20 protein-coding genes and 4 tRNA genes are annotated in these 19954 nt (G+C 68.0%); 18 read left to right on the top strand and 6 right to left on the bottom strand.

All coding sequences use genetic code 11. The features are described 5' to 3' along the window. Positions 1–1047, bottom strand: coding sequence for a DNA cytosine methyltransferase (locus HNQ05_RS09495; RefSeq protein WP_147147487.1), 1047 nt, complete (start codon positions 1045–1047; stop codon positions 1–3). A gap of 189 nt (positions 1048–1236) precedes the next feature. On the opposite strand from HNQ05_RS09495, the gene HNQ05_RS09490 reads away from it, so the two are divergent. Further along, positions 1237–1950: an ABC transporter permease gene (locus tag HNQ05_RS09490; protein ID WP_147147490.1), complete on the top strand. Its 714-nt coding sequence runs from the start codon at positions 1237–1239 to the stop codon at positions 1948–1950. 700 nt (positions 1951–2650) lie between these two features. Here the strand turns inward: HNQ05_RS09490 and ndk are convergent. Then, positions 2651–3067, bottom strand: a complete 417-nt coding sequence (ndk, locus tag HNQ05_RS09485; RefSeq protein ID WP_147147492.1) for a nucleoside-diphosphate kinase — start codon at positions 3065–3067, stop codon at positions 2651–2653. Positions 3068–3106: 39 nt separating this feature from the next. Between ndk and HNQ05_RS09480 the strand changes: the two genes are divergently transcribed. From HNQ05_RS09480 to HNQ05_RS09450, 7 genes are all read left to right on the top strand, one after another. Then, on the top strand, positions 3107–4123 hold the full coding sequence (locus HNQ05_RS09480; RefSeq protein ID WP_147147494.1) for an aldo/keto reductase: 1017 nt from the start codon (positions 3107–3109) through the stop codon (positions 4121–4123). A 141-nt stretch (positions 4124–4264) separates the two neighbouring features. Beyond that, the gene (locus HNQ05_RS09475) at positions 4265–5056 is read left to right on the top strand and encodes an ABC transporter ATP-binding protein (protein ID WP_147147496.1); all 792 of its coding nucleotides are present in this window, start codon (positions 4265–4267) and stop codon (positions 5054–5056) included. Beyond that, a complete protein-coding gene (locus tag HNQ05_RS09470; RefSeq protein ID WP_147147499.1) occupies positions 5053–5880 on the top strand; it encodes an ABC transporter permease in 828 nt (275 codons plus the stop codon). The genes HNQ05_RS09475 and HNQ05_RS09470 overlap by 4 nt, the downstream gene beginning before the upstream one ends. Positions 5881–6327: 447 nt before the next feature. Then, complete coding sequence (locus tag HNQ05_RS09465; RefSeq protein ID WP_147147501.1) at positions 6328–7476, top strand: pyridoxal phosphate-dependent aminotransferase; 1149 nt, start codon at positions 6328–6330, stop codon at positions 7474–7476. Between the two features lie 137 nt (positions 7477–7613). Continuing rightward, positions 7614–8312 carry a ferritin-like domain-containing protein gene (locus HNQ05_RS09460; protein ID WP_183677771.1) on the top strand — a complete coding sequence of 233 codons (699 nt, stop codon included), beginning with the start codon at positions 7614–7616 and terminating at the stop codon, positions 8310–8312. 153 nt (positions 8313–8465) lie between these two features. Beyond that, positions 8466–9185 carry a hypothetical protein gene (locus HNQ05_RS09455; protein ID WP_147147503.1) on the top strand — a complete coding sequence of 240 codons (720 nt, stop codon included), beginning with the start codon at positions 8466–8468 and terminating at the stop codon, positions 9183–9185. A gap of 44 nt (positions 9186–9229) precedes the next feature. Then, entirely contained in the window at positions 9230–10333 is a 1104-nt protein-coding gene (locus HNQ05_RS09450; protein WP_147147505.1) for a sensor histidine kinase, read from the top strand. A gap of 4 nt (positions 10334–10337) precedes the next feature. On the opposite strand, the gene lspA is transcribed toward HNQ05_RS09450, so the two are convergent. After that, positions 10338–10766, bottom strand: a complete 429-nt coding sequence (lspA, locus tag HNQ05_RS09445) for a signal peptidase II (protein ID WP_147147507.1) — start codon at positions 10764–10766, stop codon at positions 10338–10340. An 88-nt stretch (positions 10767–10854) separates the two neighbouring features. On the opposite strand from lspA, the gene HNQ05_RS09440 reads away from it, so the two are divergent. The 3 genes from HNQ05_RS09440 to HNQ05_RS09430 all read left to right on the top strand — a co-directional run bounded on the left by HNQ05_RS09440 (position 10855) and on the right by HNQ05_RS09430 (position 13061). Further along, the gene (locus HNQ05_RS09440; protein ID WP_147147509.1) at positions 10855–11157 is read left to right on the top strand and encodes a large ribosomal subunit protein bL28; all 303 of its coding nucleotides are present in this window, start codon (positions 10855–10857) and stop codon (positions 11155–11157) included. A 61-nt stretch (positions 11158–11218) separates the two neighbouring features. Next, on the top strand, positions 11219–11956 hold the full coding sequence (locus HNQ05_RS09435) for a M23 family metallopeptidase (RefSeq protein WP_147147511.1): 738 nt from the start codon (positions 11219–11221) through the stop codon (positions 11954–11956). Positions 11957–11960: 4 nt separating this feature from the next. Beyond that, positions 11961–13061 (top strand): AI-2E family transporter, encoded by a 1101-nt coding sequence (locus tag HNQ05_RS09430; protein ID WP_147147513.1) that lies wholly within the window; start codon positions 11961–11963, stop codon positions 13059–13061. A 171-nt stretch (positions 13062–13232) separates the two neighbouring features. Here HNQ05_RS09430 and HNQ05_RS09425 read toward each other — a convergent pair whose 3' ends face one another. Both HNQ05_RS09425 and HNQ05_RS09420 read right to left on the bottom strand, forming a co-directional pair. Continuing rightward, entirely contained in the window at positions 13233–14849 is a 1617-nt protein-coding gene (locus HNQ05_RS09425; protein ID WP_147147583.1) for a long-chain fatty acid--CoA ligase, read from the bottom strand. A gap of 89 nt (positions 14850–14938) precedes the next feature. Next, positions 14939–15391 (bottom strand): DUF2267 domain-containing protein, encoded by a 453-nt coding sequence (locus HNQ05_RS09420; protein ID WP_147147515.1) that lies wholly within the window; start codon positions 15389–15391, stop codon positions 14939–14941. 164 nt (positions 15392–15555) lie between these two features. On the opposite strand from HNQ05_RS09420, the gene HNQ05_RS09415 reads away from it, so the two are divergent. The 7 genes from HNQ05_RS09415 (at position 15556) to HNQ05_RS09385 (ending at position 18195) form a co-directional block, all read left to right on the top strand. Then, positions 15556–15629 (top strand) — tRNA-Gln (locus HNQ05_RS09415). Positions 15630–15632: 3 nt separating this feature from the next. After that, positions 15633–15707 (top strand) — tRNA-Glu (locus tag HNQ05_RS09410). Positions 15708–15728: 21 nt separating this feature from the next. Next, positions 15729–15804, top strand: a tRNA-Glu gene (locus HNQ05_RS09405). Positions 15805–15906: 102 nt separating this feature from the next. Continuing rightward, entirely contained in the window at positions 15907–16890 is a 984-nt protein-coding gene (trxB, locus tag HNQ05_RS09400) for a thioredoxin-disulfide reductase (RefSeq protein WP_147147517.1), read from the top strand. Positions 16891–16933: 43 nt separating this feature from the next. After that, positions 16934–17010 (top strand) — tRNA-Val (locus HNQ05_RS09395). 66 nt (positions 17011–17076) lie between these two features. Beyond that, positions 17077–17766 carry a Crp/Fnr family transcriptional regulator gene (locus HNQ05_RS09390; RefSeq protein ID WP_147147519.1) on the top strand — a complete coding sequence of 230 codons (690 nt, stop codon included), beginning with the start codon at positions 17077–17079 and terminating at the stop codon, positions 17764–17766. A gap of 252 nt (positions 17767–18018) precedes the next feature. Beyond that, positions 18019–18195, top strand: a complete 177-nt coding sequence (locus HNQ05_RS09385) for an EVE domain-containing protein (protein WP_183677769.1) — start codon at positions 18019–18021, stop codon at positions 18193–18195. 75 nt (positions 18196–18270) lie between these two features. On the opposite strand, the gene HNQ05_RS09380 is transcribed toward HNQ05_RS09385, so the two are convergent. Next, positions 18271–19890 carry a nitrite reductase gene (locus HNQ05_RS09380; protein ID WP_147147521.1) on the bottom strand — a complete coding sequence of 540 codons (1620 nt, stop codon included), beginning with the start codon at positions 19888–19890 and terminating at the stop codon, positions 18271–18273. Positions 19891–19954 lie beyond the last annotated feature (64 nt).

Genomic DNA, 19954 nt, shown 5'->3' with positions numbered 1-19954 from the left:
TCAATCCCTCTTTTCGGTGGTCACCCCTCCGCCGTTGTCACGGAGGACTCGTAGGATGCTTCTGGCGTGAGCCGCGATGAACGGCGGCGGAAGTGCGTTGCCGATCATCTCTGCTAGCGCTACTTTGCTTTTTGTAATAGGAAATATATAATCTGCTGGAAACCCCTGCAGAAGTGCCGCTTCACGAATCGTAATGGCACGGTTTTCTTCTGGGTGAATAAATCTTCCTTTAGATGGATTAAAACATCCACCTGTAATAGTTGGGGCAACCTTATCCCAAGTCATGCGCCCGTATACGTCATTGAAACCATCTGTTCTTGAATGGCACTTCAGCTGAAGTTCTTCGGGGAGATCTGATCGGCTTCCCCCATTTTTTGGTATCATGCTAATTAGTCTTTTGATCCTCTCGCTTCTCTTTTCGGGAAAGTCATGCAACGGGTCTCCACTCTTCCCTGCGGTGGGCAGGTTTGCAATAGCTTCTCGTACGGTTAATTTTACAGGCGATGTTTCACCAAATGGTATAGAAAAGCCCTTTCCCGCTAAATATATTAATCTTCTCCTGCGTTGGGGGACTCCATAGTCCTGAGCATCTAGTATATCGTATGTCTCTTGATATCCAGCGTTCAATAATGATTTTCGCATTACAGCGAAACGGTCGTCCGCTACTAAGCCGGTCACATTTTCCATCATAACGGCCTTTGGTTGTATCTCTAAGATAAACTTAGCAAATACTTCAACTAATTCATTCCGTGGGTCGCATATCATTCTGGCACCGTTGAGAGTTCTAATATTTGAAAAACCTTGGCATGGCGGGCATCCTGCAACTAAATCTATTTCTCCGGGATATAGTCCAAGGTCCTTAAGTAGCTTGTTTGGATTAACACGACGGATATCGTCGTGGATTAGCTTTACTTCAAAGTGATTTGCCTTATAGGTTTCTGCCGCAAGGTCATCTTTTTCAACTGCTGCCAAGACCTTGAATCCCGCTTGCTTTAGACCTAGCGTTAAACCACCCATACCACTAAACAAGTCAATTGCCTTATACATCGTGACTTCCTCGGTGATATTCTAACATAAAATTACACATGCCCATACTTTCGCTCCTTTCTGGCTCTTAACCATGTTGAAAGCCATCGCAAGCGTGATTGGAATTCTCATGTCTGAAAAACAAGGTTGGCGGCTCCTGCCTATCGTCTACTCGCCCCGCTGTTATTCAATACATCGTACCCTGATGTCATGACCGAGATTCCGCTGGTCCGTTTGCTCTACCCCCTGGCGCTGGCGCTTTTGGTGGCCTGGTGGTACATCTCCTGGTCGGGAGACCGGAAAACGCCCTGGGCGGGGCTCGCGCGTATGCTGGCGCAGCTCTTGCTGGTGGGCTACGTGCTGGCCTACATCTTCCAGACCGAGCACGTGCTGGTGGTGCTGGGCACGCTGGCGCTGATGAGCCTGGCGGCGGGCTGGATCGCCCTGCGCACGGAGACGAAGAAGCGCATCCGGCTCTATCCCTACGCCTTGCTGGGCGTGGTGGGCGGGGGCGGGCTGGCGCTCTTGGTGGCCGTGGAGCTGGTGCTGCGGCCCGAGCCCTGGTGGAAGCCCTCGGTGCTCATTCCCCTGGGGGGCATGGCGTTCTCCAACGCCATGAACGCGGTCAGCCTGGCCGCCGAGCGCTTCTTCTCGGAGCGCCGGGAGGGCAAGGGCCCCACTCGGGCGCGCGCCGCGGCTTACAAGGCCGCGTTGATTCCCGCCACCAACGCGCTCTTCGCCGTGGGCATCGTTTCGATTCCCGGCCTGATGACCGGGCAGATTCTCGCCGGGGTGAGCCCGCTCATCGCCGCGCGCTATCAGATCTTGGTGATGCTGATGGTCTACGCGGCCGCCGGTCTGGCCGCAGCGGTGTTTTTGGAAGCCGTGCGCCGGTTGGCGGTGGACGGCGAGGCGGGGTACTAGGCGGTACGTGGTAGATGGTACGTGGTACGTGGTGCCAACTACAACGCGCTACGGCTTCGGTTTCCGGTTCGCGCCCGCCGGCGAGCGCCGAGGCTCGTTCCCTCTGGCCTAGCGACAGGCTCTTTTCCGGCCTGAGCTCCGGATTGGCACGGGGTGGCTCGGGGTGACGAAGGAAACCCAGTGCGGGCGCGGCGAGCGAGCTTGATCGTTTCGTCATCCCCGACGAGGCGCGGAGCGCCGAGGTCGGGGATCTTAGTGTTGCTGTAGGTTGCAAATAAACCGAGGCAACGTCGTCGTCGCCAGTAGTGCCTCGAGCAACCGACTCCTGATCCGCGTTAAGATTCCGGCTCTCGCGGGCCGCGTGGCCCGCTCGTCCGGAATGACGGAAAACAGCGGTAGGTAGTAGGTGATGCGTTGTAGGTGATGGTGGAAGGTAGCTTGAAAGAGGTGGAGCGGGTGCAGCGGATGAGAGCGGAGGCCCGCCCGCCTTTTCTCCGGCATCCCAGAACCACAACGACTCCACGCTTGTGCGGCCGCTTCGTTTCCTCCACCGCCTTCGTCCCCACGCCCCACCCCTACACCCCAAGCCCTTATTTCGTCATCCCCGACGAGGCGCGGAGCGCCGGGATCGGGGATCTTATCTTGCTGCGCGCAAGGGGGGAGGGTCCGGACCTCCCCCTGCGGTCTGCATCTTCCGGTTTTAGCTGACGAACTCTTCGGGCTTGAAGAAGAGCCCGATCTCGCGCTCGGCGTCGGCCTCGTTGGCCGAGCCGTGGATGACGTTCTCGTCGATGGTGGTGGCGAAGTCGCCGCGGATCGTGCCGGGCAGGGCGTCGGCGGGGTTGGTGGCGCCCATCATCTTGCGCAGTTCGGCGATCACCCCCGGCCCCTCGAGCACCATGGCCACCACCGGCCCGCTGGTGATGAACTCGACCAGCGGCTTGAAGAAGGGCTTTTCCTTGTGCTCGCCGTAGTGCTCCTCGGCGAGGTCGAAGCTGATGCGCATCTTCTTGAGGGCGACGATCTTGAAGCCCTTGTCCTCGAGGCGCTGGATGATTTTTCCGGTCAGGCCGCGGCGCACGCCGTCGGGTTTGATCATGGCGAAGGTGCGTTCCATAGCGGCTCCATTCTACATGCGCTCTGCTAGGCTGGAGCCATGTACCGTCAAGCCGGAACGAGCGGACTCTTCACCTACCCCCTGGGCCTGGGCACGATGCAGTTCGGCTGGACCGCCGACGAGGCCACGAGCTTCGCCATCCTCGACCGCTACGTCGAGGCGGGCGGCAACTTCATCGACACCGCCGACATCTACTCCAACTGGGCGCCGGGCAACCCCGGCGGGGTGGCCGAGCGGGTGGTCGGCCGCTGGCTGGCGGCGAACCCGGGGGTGCGCGAGCGGGTGCTGATCTCCACCAAGGTGCGCGGCCCCATGGGCGAGGAGGGCCGGCGGGGGCGGAACTCGCCCTACCAGGAGGAGGGGCTGGGCCGGGGCTGGATCCTGCGGGCGGTGGAGGCCAGCCTGGACCGGCTGGGCACCGACTGGATCGACGTCTACTGGATGCACTGGGTGGACAACCGGGTGCCCATCGAGGAGAGCCTGGCGGCCATGACCGAGCTGGTGCAGCGAGGACTGGTGCGCTACGTCGGGGTCTCCAACTTCTCGGCCTGGCGCACGATGCAAGCCCTCTGGACCGCCGACCGCCACGGGCTGGTGGCTCCGGTGGCGCTGCAGCCCCACTATTCGATCGCCGACCCGGTGCGCGCCCACTTCGAGCGGGAGCTGGCGCGGGTGGCCGAGACCTACGGCCTGGGGGTCTTCCCCTACTCGCCGCTGGCGGGCGGCTTCCTCACCGGAAAGTACCGGCCGGACGCCCCCGCGCCCGACTCGGTGCGGGCCGAGGGGATCCGCCGCCGCTTCTTCAGCGAGAAGAACTGGCGCATCCTCGCCGCGCTCGACGAGGTGGCCGCCGCCCACGGGGCCACGCCGGCGCAGGCGGCGCTGGCCTGGTTGCTCTCGCGGCCCTACGTGGCCGCGCCGATCATGGGGGCCAACACCCCCGAGCAGCTGGCCGAGCTGCTGCCCGCGGCCGAGCTCGAGCTCACCCCCGAAGAGGTGGCCCGGCTCGACGAGGTCTCCGACTGGGAGCGCTGGCGCACCGAGCTGGAGGTCTAGGGTGTGCTAGGCTGGGCCCGAGGTGACGTGACGATGCGGACAAGGCACGCTTAAACCGCAACCCGTACCCGAAAGGTACGCGCCGTAGATTTATCGAGCCTGCCGGCGGCCTTCGGGCCGCCGTTTCGTTTGGGAGGAACCGTGCGGACGATCGAAGTGCACGAGCTGAAAAAGACGTTTTCGAGCCGCCAGGGCTGGTTCGGCGCCCGCAAGACCGAGCGCGCCCTGGACGGCGTGAGCTTTTACGTGGACGAGGGAGAGACCTACGCCCTGCTGGGCCCCAACGGCTCGGGCAAGAGCACCCTGATCCGCATCCTGGCCACCCTCTTGCTGCCCGACGGCGGCCGGGTGCGGGTGCTGGGCAGGCCGCTGCCCGGCGGCGAGGCGGAGGTGCGCCGCCGCATCGGGCGCGTCAGCGTGGACGCCGCCTTCTACAAGAAGCTCTCGGCGCGCGAGAACCTGCTCTACGCCGCCCAGCTCTACGGGCTCGAGCCCGCCACGGCCGGGAAGAAGGCGCTTTCGATCCTCGAGCGGCTGGGGCTCGAGGCGCGCCGCTACCACGACCCGCTCGAGGAGATGAGCCGGGGCATGCAGCAAAAAGTGGCCATCGCCCGCGCCCTGCTGCACGACCCGCCGCTGCTCCTGCTCGACGAGCCCACCACCGGCCTCGACCCCGCGAGCAAACGCGAGGTGCAGCGCTTCCTCGAGGAGCTGCGCAGCGAGCAGGGCACGACGATCCTGCTCACCACCCACGACATGGCCGAGGCCGAGCGGCTGGCGGCGCGCATCGGCTTTCTGGCGCGCGGGCGGCTGGTGGCCGAGGGGAGCGCCGACGCGCTGATGCGGCAGGCGGACGCGGCCGACCTGGAGGAGGCCTTCATCCGCCTGACCGGTGACGCCATCCAGAAGCCCGAAACCGAGGAGGTCGTATGATCCCGGCTTTCCTGCGTCCTTTGTGGGCCTTCGTCTTCCGCGACTTTCACCTGACCCGGCGCTACATCTCCTGGGTCGTCGTCTTCACCTTCTACGCGCTGGTCAACTCGGCGACGATCGCGCTGATCGGGGTGGCCGCCGGCGACGAGCGGCTCACCCTGACGCTGGTGCTGGGGGTGCTCTTGTGGAGCTTCCTCTCGGCGATGTTCCAGGAGATCAGCAACTCGATCAGCTACGAGCGCTGGGAGGGAACGCTCGAGTACACCTTCATGGCCCCGGTGCACCGGCTCACCCACCTGCTGGGCGTCAGCCTCTTCGCCGTCGCCTACAGCGTGGTGCGCACGGTCGTGATCATGGTGGGGCTGCTCCTCTTCGTCCACCTCAGCTTCGCCGGCGCCAACCTCTGGGGCGTGCTGGTGGTGCTGCTGGTGGCTAGCGTCGCCTTCATGGGGCTGGGGCTGGTGGCGGCGATCCTGCCGGTGCTGAGCCCCGAAAACGGCGCCCAGGCCACGAACATCGTGCAGGGGGTGCTGCTGCTCGTGAGCGGCATCTACTACCCCGTCGCGGTGCTGCCCGCCTGGGTGCAGCCTCTCGCGGTCCTCTCGCCCGCCACCTACGCCCTGGCGGCGGCGCGCAAGCTGATGGGCCTCGACCGGCCGCTCACCGAGGCGGGCTCGCTGGCGGGCGCGCCGCTTTCGTCGGTGACCCACGAGCTGACGGTCCTGACGCTGATGGGCCTGGTGCTGGTGCCTTTGGGTCTGTGGATCTTTGGCCGGGTCGAGCACTGGGCCAAGCGAACGGGGAAGCTGAAGCGGACGGGGTAAGGCCGGCGGCCGGATACGCCCCTCACCAGGGCGCCCACAGCGGGCGGCGCTCGGGGTTGTAAGCGTCGAGTTTCCCGCGGAACGGATTTTCCGCGACGTAGCGCCGGACGGCCGCCATGGCGCTCCCGGCGGTTTCGCTGCCGCACCGGGGCCCCGGGGGTTCCACGAAGCCGGTTGACGCGCCGGGTGACCGCGGTAGGGGAGCAGCACGCTGCTCCCCTACCGTCGGGGCGGCGTGGTCGTGGTGCGCAGGCGCAAGGAGCTGTGGCGTGGCTTCATCTACAATCATTCTAAAGGACAGGCCGGGGCCGCAGCAAAAGGGCGGCGGCTATTCATTGGCCTTCGGGCGCGCAGCCGGCCGAGAAAGCGGGACCCGCACGGCCCGAAGCCGCCTCGCGGTTGTACCCGGTCCGGCCGGGGGCCGCGGCCTTCGTATATACTTGCAGCATGAGCCGCTTGTCCAAACGCGCACAAGCACTGAAGCCCAGCTCCACCGTCGCCATGAACGCCCGGGCGCTCGAGCTGCGCCGCCAGGGCGTGGACGTGATCGCCCTCACCGCCGGCGAGCCCGACTTCGACACCCCCCAGCACATCAAGGACGCCGCCTGCCGGGCGCTGGCCGAGGGCAAGACCAAGTACACCCCGCCCGCGGGCATCCCCGAGCTGCGCGAGGCGCTGGTGCGCAAGTTCGAGCGCGAGAACGGCCTTGCCTACGCCCCCGACCAGATCACCGTGGGCGCGGGCGGCAAGGGGGTGCTCTACAACCTCTTCCAAGCCATCCTCAACCCCGGCGACGAGGTGATCCTGCTCGCCCCCTTCTGGGTCAGCTACTCGGCCCAGGTGGAGCTGGCGGGCGGGGTGCCGGTGGTGGTGAAGAGCACGGCCGAGACCGGCTTCGTGCCCGAGCTGGAGGCGGTGGCCGCCGCGGTCACGGAGCGCACCAAGGCCATCGTGGTCAACTCGCCCTCCAACCCCACCGGCGCGGTCTACCCGCCCGAGCTGCTGAAAGGGCTGGCGCGGCTGGCGGACGAGCGCGGCGTCTTCCTGGTCTCCGACGAGATCTACGAGCACCTGATCTACGAGGGCGAGGCCTACTCGCCGGGCCGCGACGCGCCCGAGTGGACGATCACCGTGGGCGGCGCAGCCAAGAGCTACGCCATGACCGGCTGGCGCATCGGCTGGGCGGCGGGCCCCAAAGAGGTGATCACCGCGATGACCAAGATCCAGGGGCAGTCGGTGACCCACCCCACCACCTTCGCCCAGTGGGCCACGATCGCCGCGCTGGAAGCGCCCGAGAGCCGGGCCTTCATCGAGGAGGCCAAGGCGGCCTTCCGCCGCCGGCGCGACTTCTTCGTGAAGGGGCTGGAGCAGCTGGGGCTGCCCACCCCCATGCCCCACGGGGCCTTCTACGTGATGCCCGACGTGCGCAAGATCCACGAGGACGAGCTGAAGGCGGCCGAGATCATGCTCGACCGGGCGCGGGTGGTGGTCGTGCCGGGCACCGACTTCGTGGCCCCGGGGCACGTGCGCATGAGCTACGCCACCTCGGACGAAAACCTGGAGCGGGCGCTGGAGCGGCTGGCGGCGCTGCTTTGAACCGGCCCCCACGAGCGGGAGGCGGCCTGCGGGCCGCCTTCTTCGTTCGTTCACACATCCTTCGCGCAACCTTCGCGGGCCGCCGCCTACCCTGGGGTCCGTAGCAAGCGGGCCCCCGGGCCCAAGGGAGGAAGACGATGAAGAAACCAACGATGATCCTTACACTGGCAGCAGGCAGCTTGGTCCTCGGTCTCGGCTTCGGTTTCGCGCAGATGGGGCAGGGCAAGGGCCCCGGCGCGGGGGCGGGGTACGCCCAGGCGCAGACCCAGTCGCTCAGCGAAGAGGCGAAGACCGCGCTGCTCGAGGCGCTGACCGGCCCCGAGGGCGAGTACGCCGCCTACGCGATGTACACCGCGGTGATCGAGAAGTACGGCGAGGTCGAGCCCTACGTGAGCATCCGCAAGGCGGAGGCCAGGCACATCGCGGCGCTCCAGCGCCAGCTCGACCGCTACGGCGTCGACTACCCCGCGGAAAACCCCTACCTGGGCCAGGTCAGCGCGCCCGAAAGTCTGGAGGCCGCGGCGAAGGCCTGGGCCGAAGGTGAGGTGGCCAACGTGGCCATGTACGACCGGCTGATGGAAGCGGTGGCCGACTACCCGGGTCTGGTGCAGGTCATGGACCACCTGCGCGCCGCCTCGCAGGAGCGCCACCTGCCGGCCTTCACGCTGGCGGCGGAAAGCGGCGGCACCCTGAGCCCCGAGCAGATGCAGGAGCTCCACAGCGGCTTCGCGCCCAACCAGGGTCAGGGCCACCACGGCGGTCAGGGTTGCCAGCAGCAGGGTCAAGGCCACGGCCCCCACCGCGGCGCGGGCCCCCGCGCCGGCTCCGGCCGCTAAGCGCGGCTTCGACCTGCATCTCCTGGGCGGGCCCCTTCGGGGGCCCGCGGTTCGTGAACGAACCTTCACCGATCCTTCGCGGCTCCTTCACCGCGGCGTGCCTAAAGTAAGGGCGCACGTGGGGGCTTCGCCCCCGAAGAAAGGGAGGTCGTCATGAAACGAAGCTGGTGGAAGGCAGGTACCGTGATGGCCGTCGGCCTGGCGCTGGGGCTGGCGCTGGCCGTGGGCCCGGCAGCGGCGCCCGGCGCGAAGGCGCCCGCGAAGCGTCCCGGGGGGCCGGCGGCGGAGCTCCAGGGTTCTGCGCGGCTGGAAGCGCTGGCCGAGGTGCTGGGCAAGAGCGTGGAAGAGCTGCGCGCCGCGTACCGACAGGGAGGGCTGCGCGCCCTGATCGAGGCGAGCGGAATGGAGCCGCTCGAGCTCCAGCGCAAGGTGCTGGAGGCGCAGCTCGAACGGCTCGACGAGGCCTACCGCGCCGGCAAGCTGCCCGAGCTGCGCTACCAGAGCCTGAAGGCGCGCCTGCAGGCGCGCAAGCTGGCGCTCGAAGGGCCCACCCTGGCCGAGCTGGTGGCGCGCAGCGGCGGCGACGTGGAGGTGCTGAAGGCGCAGCTGCGGGCGCTGGAAGAGGCGCGCATCGACCAGCTGCTCGAGCTGGGCGTGATCAGCGAGCAGCAGGCGGAGCGCCTGCGCGCGCAGCTGGACGCGCGGGTCGAGCGGATGCTGAACCGCCCCGCGGGTCTGAACCCCGCCCAAGGCTTCGGCGCGCCGCAGCGCCGGGGGGCCCGGGGCCACGGCTTCGAAAAGCCGCGCCGCCCCCACGGCCCCCAGCCGCGCCCCGCGCACCCGGGGGCGGGACCCGGACGTCCCGGCCGCTAGACTGAAGGCATGTTCACCTTTCCCCACCGGCCGCGAGGTGCAGCTTGAAGCTGGCCTCGCGGCTGGTGCTGGCCTTCGCCCTGGTGGCCCTCTTCGCCAGCGGCATCACCGCGGCGCTGGTATGGCAGGCCCAGCAGCAACGGGTGCACCGCTTCCTCGACCGCGAGCTGCCCCGAGCCATCGAGCGCGCCCGACCTCTTCCCCCCAAACCTCCACGCTTCCTGGAGCAGCAACAGCAGCTGCTGCGCGAGCTGCGCGAGGCCAACCTGCGGGCGGCGCTGATCGCGCTGGCGGTGGCGCTGGGCGTGGGCGGCTGGCTGGCCTGGCGCATGACCCGTCCGGTCAGCGAGCTGACCCGGGCGACGCGCCGCTACGCCGAGGGCGACCGCGACGCCCGCGCCCGGGTGCGCGGGCACGACGAGCTGGCCGAGCTGGCCCGCGCCTTCAACGAGCTGGCCGAACGCCTGCAGACCGAAGAGGAGCTGGACCGCCGGCGCGTCGCCGACATCGCCCACGAGCTGCGCACGCCGCTGCAGGTGCTCAAGGGCGAACTCGAGGCCCTGGCCGACGGCATGCTCGACCCCGACCCCGAGACCCTGGAGCGGCTGGTCGAGGAGGTGGACCACCTGGCGCTTCTGGTCGGCGACCTGCGGCTGCTCTCGCTCGCCGAGTCGGGAGGGCTGGCGCTCGAGCCGGTGCCCTACGACCTGGCCGAGCTGCTCGCCAGGAGCGCCGAGGCCTTCTCCGCCAGCGCCGAGGCGCGGGGGGTGGCGCTCGAGCTCGACCTCGCGTCCGCGCCCGCGCGCATCGACCCCGCGCGCATGCGCCAGGTCGTCTTCAACCTGATCGACAACGCCCTGCGCCACGCCCGCACCCGGGTGCGGCTCGGCTGCCGCCTGGAGGACGGGCGCGCCTGCCTCTGGGTCGCCGACGACGGCCCCGGCATCCCCGAGGCGGACCGGCTGCGGGTCTTCGACCGCTTCTACCGGGCCGACCCCGCACGCTCGCGCAGCTCGGGCGGTTCGGGGCTGGGGCTGGCGATCGTGCGCGCCATCAGCGAAGCCCATGGGGGCGAGGCCACGGTGGAAAACCGCGAGGGCGGCGGCGCGGTCTTCCGGGTCTGCGTTCCCGCGGCCGAAGCGGGCTGAACCCTCAGCTTCGCGCCCGGCCCCAGGGCAAGAGCAGCAGCACGACCCCCACGACCACGAAGCTGTCGGCGAGGTTGAAGACCGGCCAGAGGCCGGGCCCGATGTCGAGGAAGTCCACCACCCAGCCGCGCCCCAGCCGGTCCACGGCGTTGCCCAGCGCGCCGGCGGCGACCAGCGAAAGCGCGAAGATGAACAGCGGCGCGCTGCGCGTGCGCGCCAGGTAGACGAGCAGCGCGAAACCGACGAGCAGGCTGAAGCCCCCCAGCAGCGTGGGGTTGCCCTTGAAGAGTCCGAAGGCCACCCCGGTGTTCTGCACCAGCGTCAGGTAGAGGCCGGGCAGCAGGCGGTCGGGAACGGGATCCAAAAAGCGCAGCGCCAGCAGCTTGCTGATCTGGTCGGCCGCCAGCAGGAGCGGGATCAGGACGGTGGGCATGGGGTGAGTCTAGCACGGCCGCCGGCGGCTGTGGTATACTCGCGTTTGCTGGCTTTGGCCCGCGGCCGAAGCACCCCCGGAGGACCCTATGTCGAGAGTGTGCGAAATCAGCGGAAAACGGCCTACCGTGGCCCGTAAAATCACCCAGCGCGGTAAGGCCAAGCGGCTGGGCGGCGTCGGTCGCAAGACCACCGGCATCCACAAGCACTGGCAGGCCCCCAACCTGCGCAAGGTCACGATCCGGGTCGGCGGGAGGCCCGTCACCTTCCGCGTGGCCATGTCCCACGTGCACAAGGTCTACGAGCTGGCCGAGCGCGCCAAGGGCATGAACCTCGAGGGCCTCTCCGAGAAGCAGATCAAGGCGCGGCTGCTCGCGCTGCTCGACAAGTAACCGCCCCGTACCGTCGCCGCCCGGGCCCGCCCGGGCGGTTTCGCTGTGCAAGAATGGAGGCGTGAAGACGGGGCTCAAACCGGGTTGGTACGTGCTGATCGCGCTGGTGCTCTACGCGCTGGTCGTCACCCTCGCCTGGCGGCACGACCGCGCCGAGCTGCACCGGCTGCGCGCCGCCCTGGCGGGCGCTCCCGTCCCCGAGGCCAGCGGCGGCGGCCCCGAACGCTACCTGCTGCCGCTGCCGGGGGCCTGCCTGCCCGAGAAGCCGGAACACCTGCCGGGCTACCCCCGCGACTACCGCAAGGGGGCGAACCAGGGGTTCATCTTCGCGAGCGGCGACGCCTGCGTTCCCGTCGTCTACGGCACCGGGGTCGTCGCGGCGCAGCGGGGCCGGGTCCTGAAGGCGGAGCAGGAGTTTCAGGAGCTGAGCGCGGCCGAGTTCGACGCCCTCATCGAGGCGGTGGCCGGCGGCGCCACCCCCGAGCAGATGGACCGGCTGCGCGGCCGCGAGGTCTGGATCGAGCACCCCGACGGCCGCATCACCGTCTACGCCCACCTCTCGGGGCTGCGCCCCGACCTGGCCGTGGGCCAGCTGGTCGAGCGGGGCGAGTGGATCGGCTACGTAGGCAACAGCGGCACCCAAGCGGCCTCGCGGGGCAGCCGGGAGGGGGCGCGGCTCTTGCTCGAGGTCTGGCGGGGCAACGTAGACACCGGCACCTACCTGGGCCAGGGGCTGGACCCGCGCGAGAACAAGGACAAGCTGCTCACCCTGGCGCGCGCCCTGTTTGCGGTACCCTAGACCCATGCGGGACGCGCTCGGGCGGGTCTGGGCCAACCCCTACGTGCGGGTGGCCGTGCTGCTCTTGGGGCTGTGGGCCCTGGGCTGGCTGCTGCTGCGCACCGCCGCGGTCTGGGTGGGGTTCTTGATCGCCTACACCCTGGCCTACCTGGCCGAGCCGGTGCTGCGGGGGCTCGAGCGCCGCGGGGTGCGGCGCGCCTTCGGGGTGCTGCTCGTCTACGCCCTCTTCTTCCTCTTCCTGGGCCTCGCGAGCGTCCTGCTCGCCGAGGTGGTGCTGCAGCTCTCGCAGCTCTCCGAACGCATCCCCGAGGTGCTGCGCCCGATCAACGGCTGGATCGAGGGGCTGCCGGCGCTGGTGCGGCGCTGGGCCGAGGCCCCCGAGGTGCAGGCGGTGCTGGTGCACACCACCGACGCCCTCAAAGCGCTCTTGCAGGGCTTCTCGGCCACGCTGGTGGGCTGGCTGGGCACGCTGCTGGGCCAGGGGGGCAACCTCGTCGCGGGAATGGCCGCGCTCGCGGGCGGGCTGGTGCAGCTGCTGGCCGTCTTCGTGGTGACGGGCTACCTGATGGTCGACTTCCCGCGCATCAACGCGGCGCTGCTGGAGGCGCTGCCGCGCCCCTGGCAGCCGCTGGCGCTCGAGCTGGCCGGCAAACTCGACCGCGCGGTGGGCGGCTACATCCGCGGCCAGCTGCTGGTGGCGGCGCTGGTGGGGCTGGCCGTGGGCCTGGGGCTATGGATCATCGGCGTGCCCATGGCCGCGGCGCTCGGCTTCATCGCCGGGGTCTTCAACCTGGTGCCCTACCTGGGCGTCGTCGTCTCGATCGTGCCGGCGTTGCTGCTGGCGCTCACCGTGGGGGTCTGGAAGGTGGTGGGGGTGCTCGTCGTCTTCCTGATCGCCAACCAGCTCGAGTCCCACCTCTTCTCGCCCTACATCCTGGGCCGGGCCACGGCGCTGCACCCCGTCACCGTGGTGCTCTCGATCCTCGCCGGGGCCGGCCTCTTCGGACTTTGGGGAGCGATGCTCGCCGTGCCCACGGTCGCCTTCGCCAAGGTGCTCTACACCGACTACTACCTGCCGAGCCGGTGTCATGAACAGGGGTGCTGAAGCACCCCTGTTCAGCTTGTGGCTTGTGGTAGGTAGCTTGTGGTTCCCGTACGCGCCCTATGGCGGGGCGGCACGAGGCGGATGCGAACGTTCCGTCTTCCGCCAGTGGCCTGTAGCCGGTAACCCGCAGTTTTTCGGACTACAGGCTACAAGCCACACACCACAAGCTGCTTATTCCCACTTCCAATCCTTGAACTGCTCGCGCAGCTTCGCCTTCATGAACTTGCCGGTACTGGTCCGCGGAATCTCGTCGACGAAGACGATGGCGTCGGGCAGCCACCACTTGGCGAACTTGGGCTCCAGGTAGGCGCGCAGCTCGTCGGCGGTCAGCTCCTCGCCCTCGCGCAAAACGACGGCCGCCAGCGGCCGCTCGGCCCACTTGGGATGGGGAACGGCGATCACCGCCGCCTCGGCCACCGCCGGGTGGCTCATCAGGGCGTTCTCCAGGTCCTGCGAGCTGATCCACTCGCCGCCCGACTTGATCAGGTCCTTGGTGCGGTCGGTGATCTTGACATAACCCTCGGCGTCGATGGTGACCACGTCGCCGGTGCGGAACCAGCCGTCCTCGGTCCACTTGTCGGTCTCGGAGGGAAGGTTGTAGTAGCTCGAGGCCACCCAGGCGCCGCGCACCTGCAGCTCGCCCATCGTCTTGCCGTCCCAGGGGGCCTCGCCCTCGTCGGTCATGGCGCGCACCTCGACGAGCGGCACCGGCAGCCCCTGCTTGGCGCGGTAGGCGTACTGGGCGTCTTCGTCCAGCTCGAGCAGGTGCGGCTTGAGCAGGCTCACCGTCCCCAGGGGGCTGGTCTCGGTCATCCCCCAGGCGTGGATGACCCGCAGGTTGAACTTGTCGAAGGCGCGGATCATGCTCTCGGGCGCGGCCGAACCGCCCACCACCATGCGCATGCCGGGCACCAGCTTCCAGCGGTCGGGCTCCTTCTCGAGGGCCTGCAAAATGCCCAGCCAGATCGTGGGCACGCCCGCCGTCGCGGTCACCTGCTCGCGCTCGTAGAGGTCAAGCAGGTTCTCGGCGTCCAGGTAGGGGCCGGGGTGGACCTGCTTGGTGCCGGTCATCACCGCGGCGTAGGGCAGTCCCCAGGCGTTGACGTGGAACATCGGCACCACCGGGGTGAAGACGTCGTGCATCGAGAGCGAGAGGGCATCGGGCAGGGCGATGCCGAAGGAGTGCAGGATCGTCGAGCGGTGGGTGTAGACCACCCCCTTGGGCCGGCCCGTGGTGCCCGAGGTGTAGCACATGCCCAGGGGGTCGTTCTCGTCCAGCTCGGGGTAGCGGAAGTGGCCCTCGGCGGTGTCGAGGAACTGCTCGTAGTCCATGAAGCCTTCGGGCACCGGCTGACCGGTGAGCGGCACCACGATGATCTCCTCGACGTTGGGGATGTGCTCGCGGATGGCCAGCACCAGCTTGAGGAGCACGTCGTCGACGATCAGGAAGCGGTCGCCGCCGTGGTTGATGATGTAGGCGATGTCCGTGGGGTGGAGGCGCAGGTTGAGGGTGTGCAGCACCCCGCCGGCGATGGGCACGCCGAAGTAGGCCTCCAGGTGGGCGTAGTGGTTCCACATCAGCGTACCCACGCGGTCGCCCTTCTTGAGCCCCAACTTTTGCAGCGCTTCGGCCAGCGCCTTGCTGCGCTTGTAGAAGTCGGCGTAGGTGTAGCGGTGCAGCGACTTGTCGGGCATGCGGCTGACCACTTCCACCTTGGGGAAGAGTTTGCTGGCGCGCTCGAGCATGTGGGGCAGCGTCAGGGGAAAGTTCATCATCGTTCCTTGCATGGCGTCCTCCTTGTTCGTCACCTGGCTAACATTTTACATGCCCCACGAAAAAGGCGGCCCCGCCGGGGCCGCCCCCGCCGCGCCGGCGCTCACACGGCCGTGGCCTTGGGCCACAGCTCCCGCAGCTCGCGCGGCAGGATGCGCACCACGTCTTCGATCTCCCCTTCGCTCACGCGCCGGGCCAGCACCCGGAAGACCGCGCGGGCGACCTGCTCGGGGTCCACGTCCGGCTCGCCGTAGCGGGTGGTCTTGAAGTAGTTGTAGATGTGGCGCAGGAACTCTTCCTTGTGGCGCTCCTTCAGGGGCTTGCCCGTGGGGTCCCAGCCCTCGTAGTAGAAGCCGCGGATCAGCATCGGGAGCTGGGCGCCCAGCTGCGCCACTTCCTCGACGGTCAGGCGGTCGCGCAGGGCGTGCAGCACGGCGCGCAAGGCCAGGTAGGCCTTGTGCCGGTCGTCGGTCCCGAGCTCCTGCATGACCTCGCCCAGCCAGGCGTGCGTCTTCTGCAGGGTGGTGTCGAAGACCGCGAGTCCGGTGGCTGCCATACCGCTCACCTCCTTTCCCTGGCGTTTGTATTATATTATCTGCGCTTCTAGCTATCAAGTTTGCCCGGCCCGCCGCGGGCTTAAGCCGCGGCGGCCGACGACTTGTCAAAACCGCCGTCGGGTTGTACTATATTGCCTGCCTGGCGAGCAGCCGGGCGGCCTGCTGGGGCATCGTCTAACGGCAGGACGGCGGACTCTGGATCCGTTGGTCGTGGTTCGAATCCACGTGCCCCAGCCAGAAGGCCCCTTCGACTAGCGGTTAGGTCACCGCCCTTTCAAGGCGGCGGCACGGGTTCGAGTCCCGTAGGGGTCACCAAAGCGCGCTCGAGCCGAACGCGGCCCCATCGTCTAGAGGCCTAGGACGCCGCCCTCTCACGGCGGTAACGGGGGTTCGAATCCCCCTGGGGTCACCAGACGGCTCGAGCGCGCCTTCTTTTGCGTCGCGCACGCTACCCCCATACCCCCGGTGGGGTATATACTGCACTATGGCCCCCAGCGGGTCGCGGGAGGCGAGCATGGATTTCAAGATTGGTGAACTCGGCGGTTCGGCCCAGCAGGACCAGACCTACGACGTGGTCATCATCGGCGGCGGGCCCGCCGGCCTGACCGCGGGCATCTACGCGGGCCGCGGCGGCCTGAAGACCGTGATCCTCGAGAAGGGGCTACCCGGCGGCCAGATCGCCCAGACCGAAGAGGTGGAGAACTACCCCGGCTTCCCCGAGGGGATCTCGGGGCCGGAGCTGGCCAACCGGATGGCCGAACAGGCGCGCAAGTTCGGCGCCGAGGTGGTCATGGACGAGGTCCAGGCGCTCGAGAAGACCGACGTGGGCTTCCTCGTCAAAGCCTTCGAGCGCAACTACAAGGCGCGGAGCGTCATCATCGCCACCGGCGCCAACCCGCGCAAGCTGGGCGTGCCCGGCGAGGACAAGTTCTACGGCCGCGGAGTCTCCACCTGTGCCACCTGCGACGGCTTCTTCTACCGCGACAAGGACGTGGTCGTGGTCGGCGGCGGCGACGCCGCGGTGGAGGAGGGGCTCTTCCTCACCAAGTTCGCCCGCAAGGTGACCATCATCCACCGCCGCGACGAGCTGCGCGCCAACAAGGTCGCCCAGGAGCGCGCCTTCCAAAACCCCAAGATCGAGTTCCTCTGGAGCCATGTGGTCACCGAGGTGCTGGGCGAGGACCACGTGACCGGCGTCAGGGTGAAGAACCTCAAGACGAACGAGGAGTACGTCTACCCCACCGACGGCGTCTTTGTCTTCGTGGGCAGCGTGCCCAACACCGAGTTCCTGAAGGGCGTCGTGGAGCTGCGCCCCGACGGCTACGTGGCCGTCACCGACGAGATCCTCACCTCGGTGCCGGGCGTCTTCGCCGCCGGCGACGTGGCCGACCCCATCTACAAGCAGCTCGCCACCAGCGTGGGCGCGGGCACGCGCGCAGCCATGACCGCCGAGAAGTGGCTGATGGAGCAGGAGCAGGCCGAGCCCGCTTCCTCCTAGCGCTTGCGGCGCACCCGCGGGGCCGGTAGGCTAGAGGGCGCGAGGGCGGTTAGCTCAGATGGCTAGAGCACCTGCCTTACAAGCAGGGGGTCGGAGGTTCAAGTCCTCTACCGCCCACCACCACGCCCCCGTCCGGGGGCGTTTGCTGTGGTAGAAATAGGAACGGAACGTAGGCAAGGAGGCCGGATGGCAACAGGCGATACGGTGCAGCTCGTGCATCAGGCCCTGCGGGAAAACTCGCTCTTCGCGCGCCTGGACGCTGCGGACCTGGAGCGCGTGGTGCAGATGGCGAGCGTGCGCGAGCTTGCCGAGGGCGAAGCTCTCTTCCACGAAGGCGACGTGGTGGAGCACACCCACGTGGTCGCGGACGGGCTCTTGCGGGTCTTCCAGGTGGGGCCCAAGGGCAGCCGCCAGCTGGTGCTCCATATGGCCGGCCCGCCCGAGAGCATCGGGGAGATCGCGGTCCTGAGCGAACGCCGGCACTACCCCGTCACCGCCGAGGCGGCGCTGCCCAGCCGGGTGGTGCGGGTGCCGCGCGAGGGGATCCTGCAGCTGATGGAAGAGCGCCCCCGGTTCACCCGGGCGCTGCTGCGCTCGGTATCCGAGCGGCAGTTCGAGCTGCTGCTGCTGCTGCGCCGGGTGGCCTTCTTCGAGGTGCAGTCGCGGCTGGCCCAGTACCTGCTCGAGCAGCACGCCACCCTGGGCCCGGGCTTCCCGCTGCCCACCAACCCCGAGCTGGCCGCGCTGCTGGGCACCGTGCCCGAGATCGTCAGCCGCACCCTCAGCCGCTTCTACAAGCAGGGCTGGATCCGCCTCGAGGACCGGCGTGTCTGGGTCGAGAACGAGGTCACCCTGATCGCGGTGGCCAAGGGATGAGCGCGACGGCGCGGCGCTACAGGGCCCCGTGGCCTCGCGCGACCATGTGCGGCTGAGCGTCCGGGAGGGCTTCGCCCGGCTGAGCCGCGGCAAGGCCCGGGCGCTCGAGTGCATGCGCGCGGGCGACGGCCTCGTCTACTGCTCGCCGGGGGCGCTTCGGGGAAAGCGAGCCCTGCCAGCGTCACGGCCGTCGGGCGGGTGACCGGTGAGGGGTACCGGACCGGCGGCGGTTTCCGGCCGTACCGCCGCAACGTGGCCTTCTTTGCGGAGGCCCGCGAGGTGCCGATCCGGCCCCTGCTGGAATCGCTCGAGTTCATCCGCGACGTGCGCCGCTGGGGCTACGCCTTCCGCTTTGGATACCTCAAGATCGGCCGGGGCGACCTCGGGCGCACCGCCCGGACCATGCTGGGCGCTCACCCGTCGCTATAGCAACGCGCACCCTCCACAGCACGGCAACGAATGGAGCCCCCGCGCCGCGCGGGGGCTCCGGTACCGACACCGGGTTCAGTAGATGTCGTTGGCGGTGTTCCAGACGTTGAACTTACCCGTCGGGGTGCGCACCCAGTCGCCGGTGATGCGCGTCTTTTCCTTGAGGGTCACGCTGTCGTAGACGGCGATGAAGGTCGGCGTGTCCTTGTTGCCCCAGGCCGAGACCCAGAACTCGCTGCCGTCCTTGTTGAACTCGATGTGCACCATGCGCGCCTTCAGCTTCTTGGCGCCCGGCACCTCCCAGCAGATGGGGTCTTTCTCGAGGTCCTCCTTGTTCCAGGCGCAGAGCGTGGCGTTGGCCTCGGGGGTGGGGGCGACGGTAAAGTCGACGATCAACCAGGGGCTCTTCTCGTGGGTCTTGATGAAGAGGTTGCCCGGGTAGGGCGTCTCGATCATCTTCACGACCTTCCAGGCGTACTCGGGGTGGCCCTTGGGGTCGGTGCCGATGACCGCGATCTTGTTGTCCTTGATGTGGCCGGTCGCCCAGACGGGGCCGTACTTGGGGTGCACCCAGTTGGCGCCGCGGCCGGGGTGGGGCTTGTCGCCCACGGGGATGCTGGCCACGAACTCACCCGTCTTGGCGTCGATGACCACGATCTTCTTGGCCGCGTTCGCCGCCACCAGGAAGTAGCGCTTGTCCATCGCCCAGCCGCCGTCGTGGAGGAAGCGCTCGGTGTCGATCATGCGCACGTTGATGGGTTTCCCCTTGAGGTCGATGTTGGCGTAGTCGACGAGCCAGGTCTGGCCGCCCTCCTTGATGTTGAGGATCCACTCGGGGCTGAAGTGCGAGCTCACGATCGAGGCCACGCGGTTCTCGCGCAGGAACTCGCCGGTGCTCTTGACGTAGCCCTGGGTGGAGACCATCTTCAGGGGCTCGAGCGTCTGCCCGTCGAGGATCACGAAGTTGCTGGGCCAGTAGCAGCCCACCACCGCGTACTTGCCCTCGTAACCCTCGTACTTGCTGGTGTCGATGCTGCGGGCGTCGAGGCAGACCTTCGCTTCGGCCACCAGGGTGGGCTTCTTGGTCCAGAGGTCGATGATCTCGGCCTTGCCGTCGCGGCCGATCACGTAGAAGTAGCGGCCGTCCTTGGACGAGCGCAGGATGTGGGTGGCGTAGCCGGTGGGCACGATGCCGACGAGCTCCTTGGTGTCGCCGTCCACGATGGCCACCTGGCCCATGTCGCGCAGGATCACGCCGAAGTAGTTCTGCCAGTTGCGGGTCGTCTCCGGCTGGGTGGGGCGCTTGCTCACCGGGACGTAGACCACCCAGTTGTTCTTGATGTCCTCGAAGGTCCAGGGCGGGGGCTCGGGGACCGGCGAGAGCAGGAACTTGGCCATCAGGTCGATCTGCTCGGGGGTGAGGATGCCGAGCTTGCCCCAGGCGGGCATGCCCCCGAAGCCGTTGGTGATGATCGCCTTCAGGTAGTCCACGTTCTTGCCGGCCGCTTTGAGCTTGTCGGGTTCGAGGTTCTTGCCCGTCGCGCCCTTACGCAGCACCCCGTGGCACCCCGCGCACTGCTGGAAGTAGATCTTCTTGCCTTCTTCCATCTGCTCGGGGGTGAGCCCCTGCGCCACGGCCAGGGCCCCCAGGGCCAGCGCCGCCAAGCCTACCGTTAACGCCTTACTCCATCGCATACCTACCTCCTTCTCGCTTCCTCCGAAGCGTCGGAACCTAGGCCTGCAGGAACGCACGGTGCGG

The organism is Oceanithermus desulfurans, from assembly GCF_014201675.1.
Taxonomy (GTDB): domain Bacteria; phylum Deinococcota; class Deinococci; order Deinococcales; family Marinithermaceae; genus Oceanithermus; species Oceanithermus desulfurans.
The sequence above is the reverse complement of the archived record's forward strand: the minus strand, read 5'-3'. Positions and strand labels throughout refer to the sequence as shown.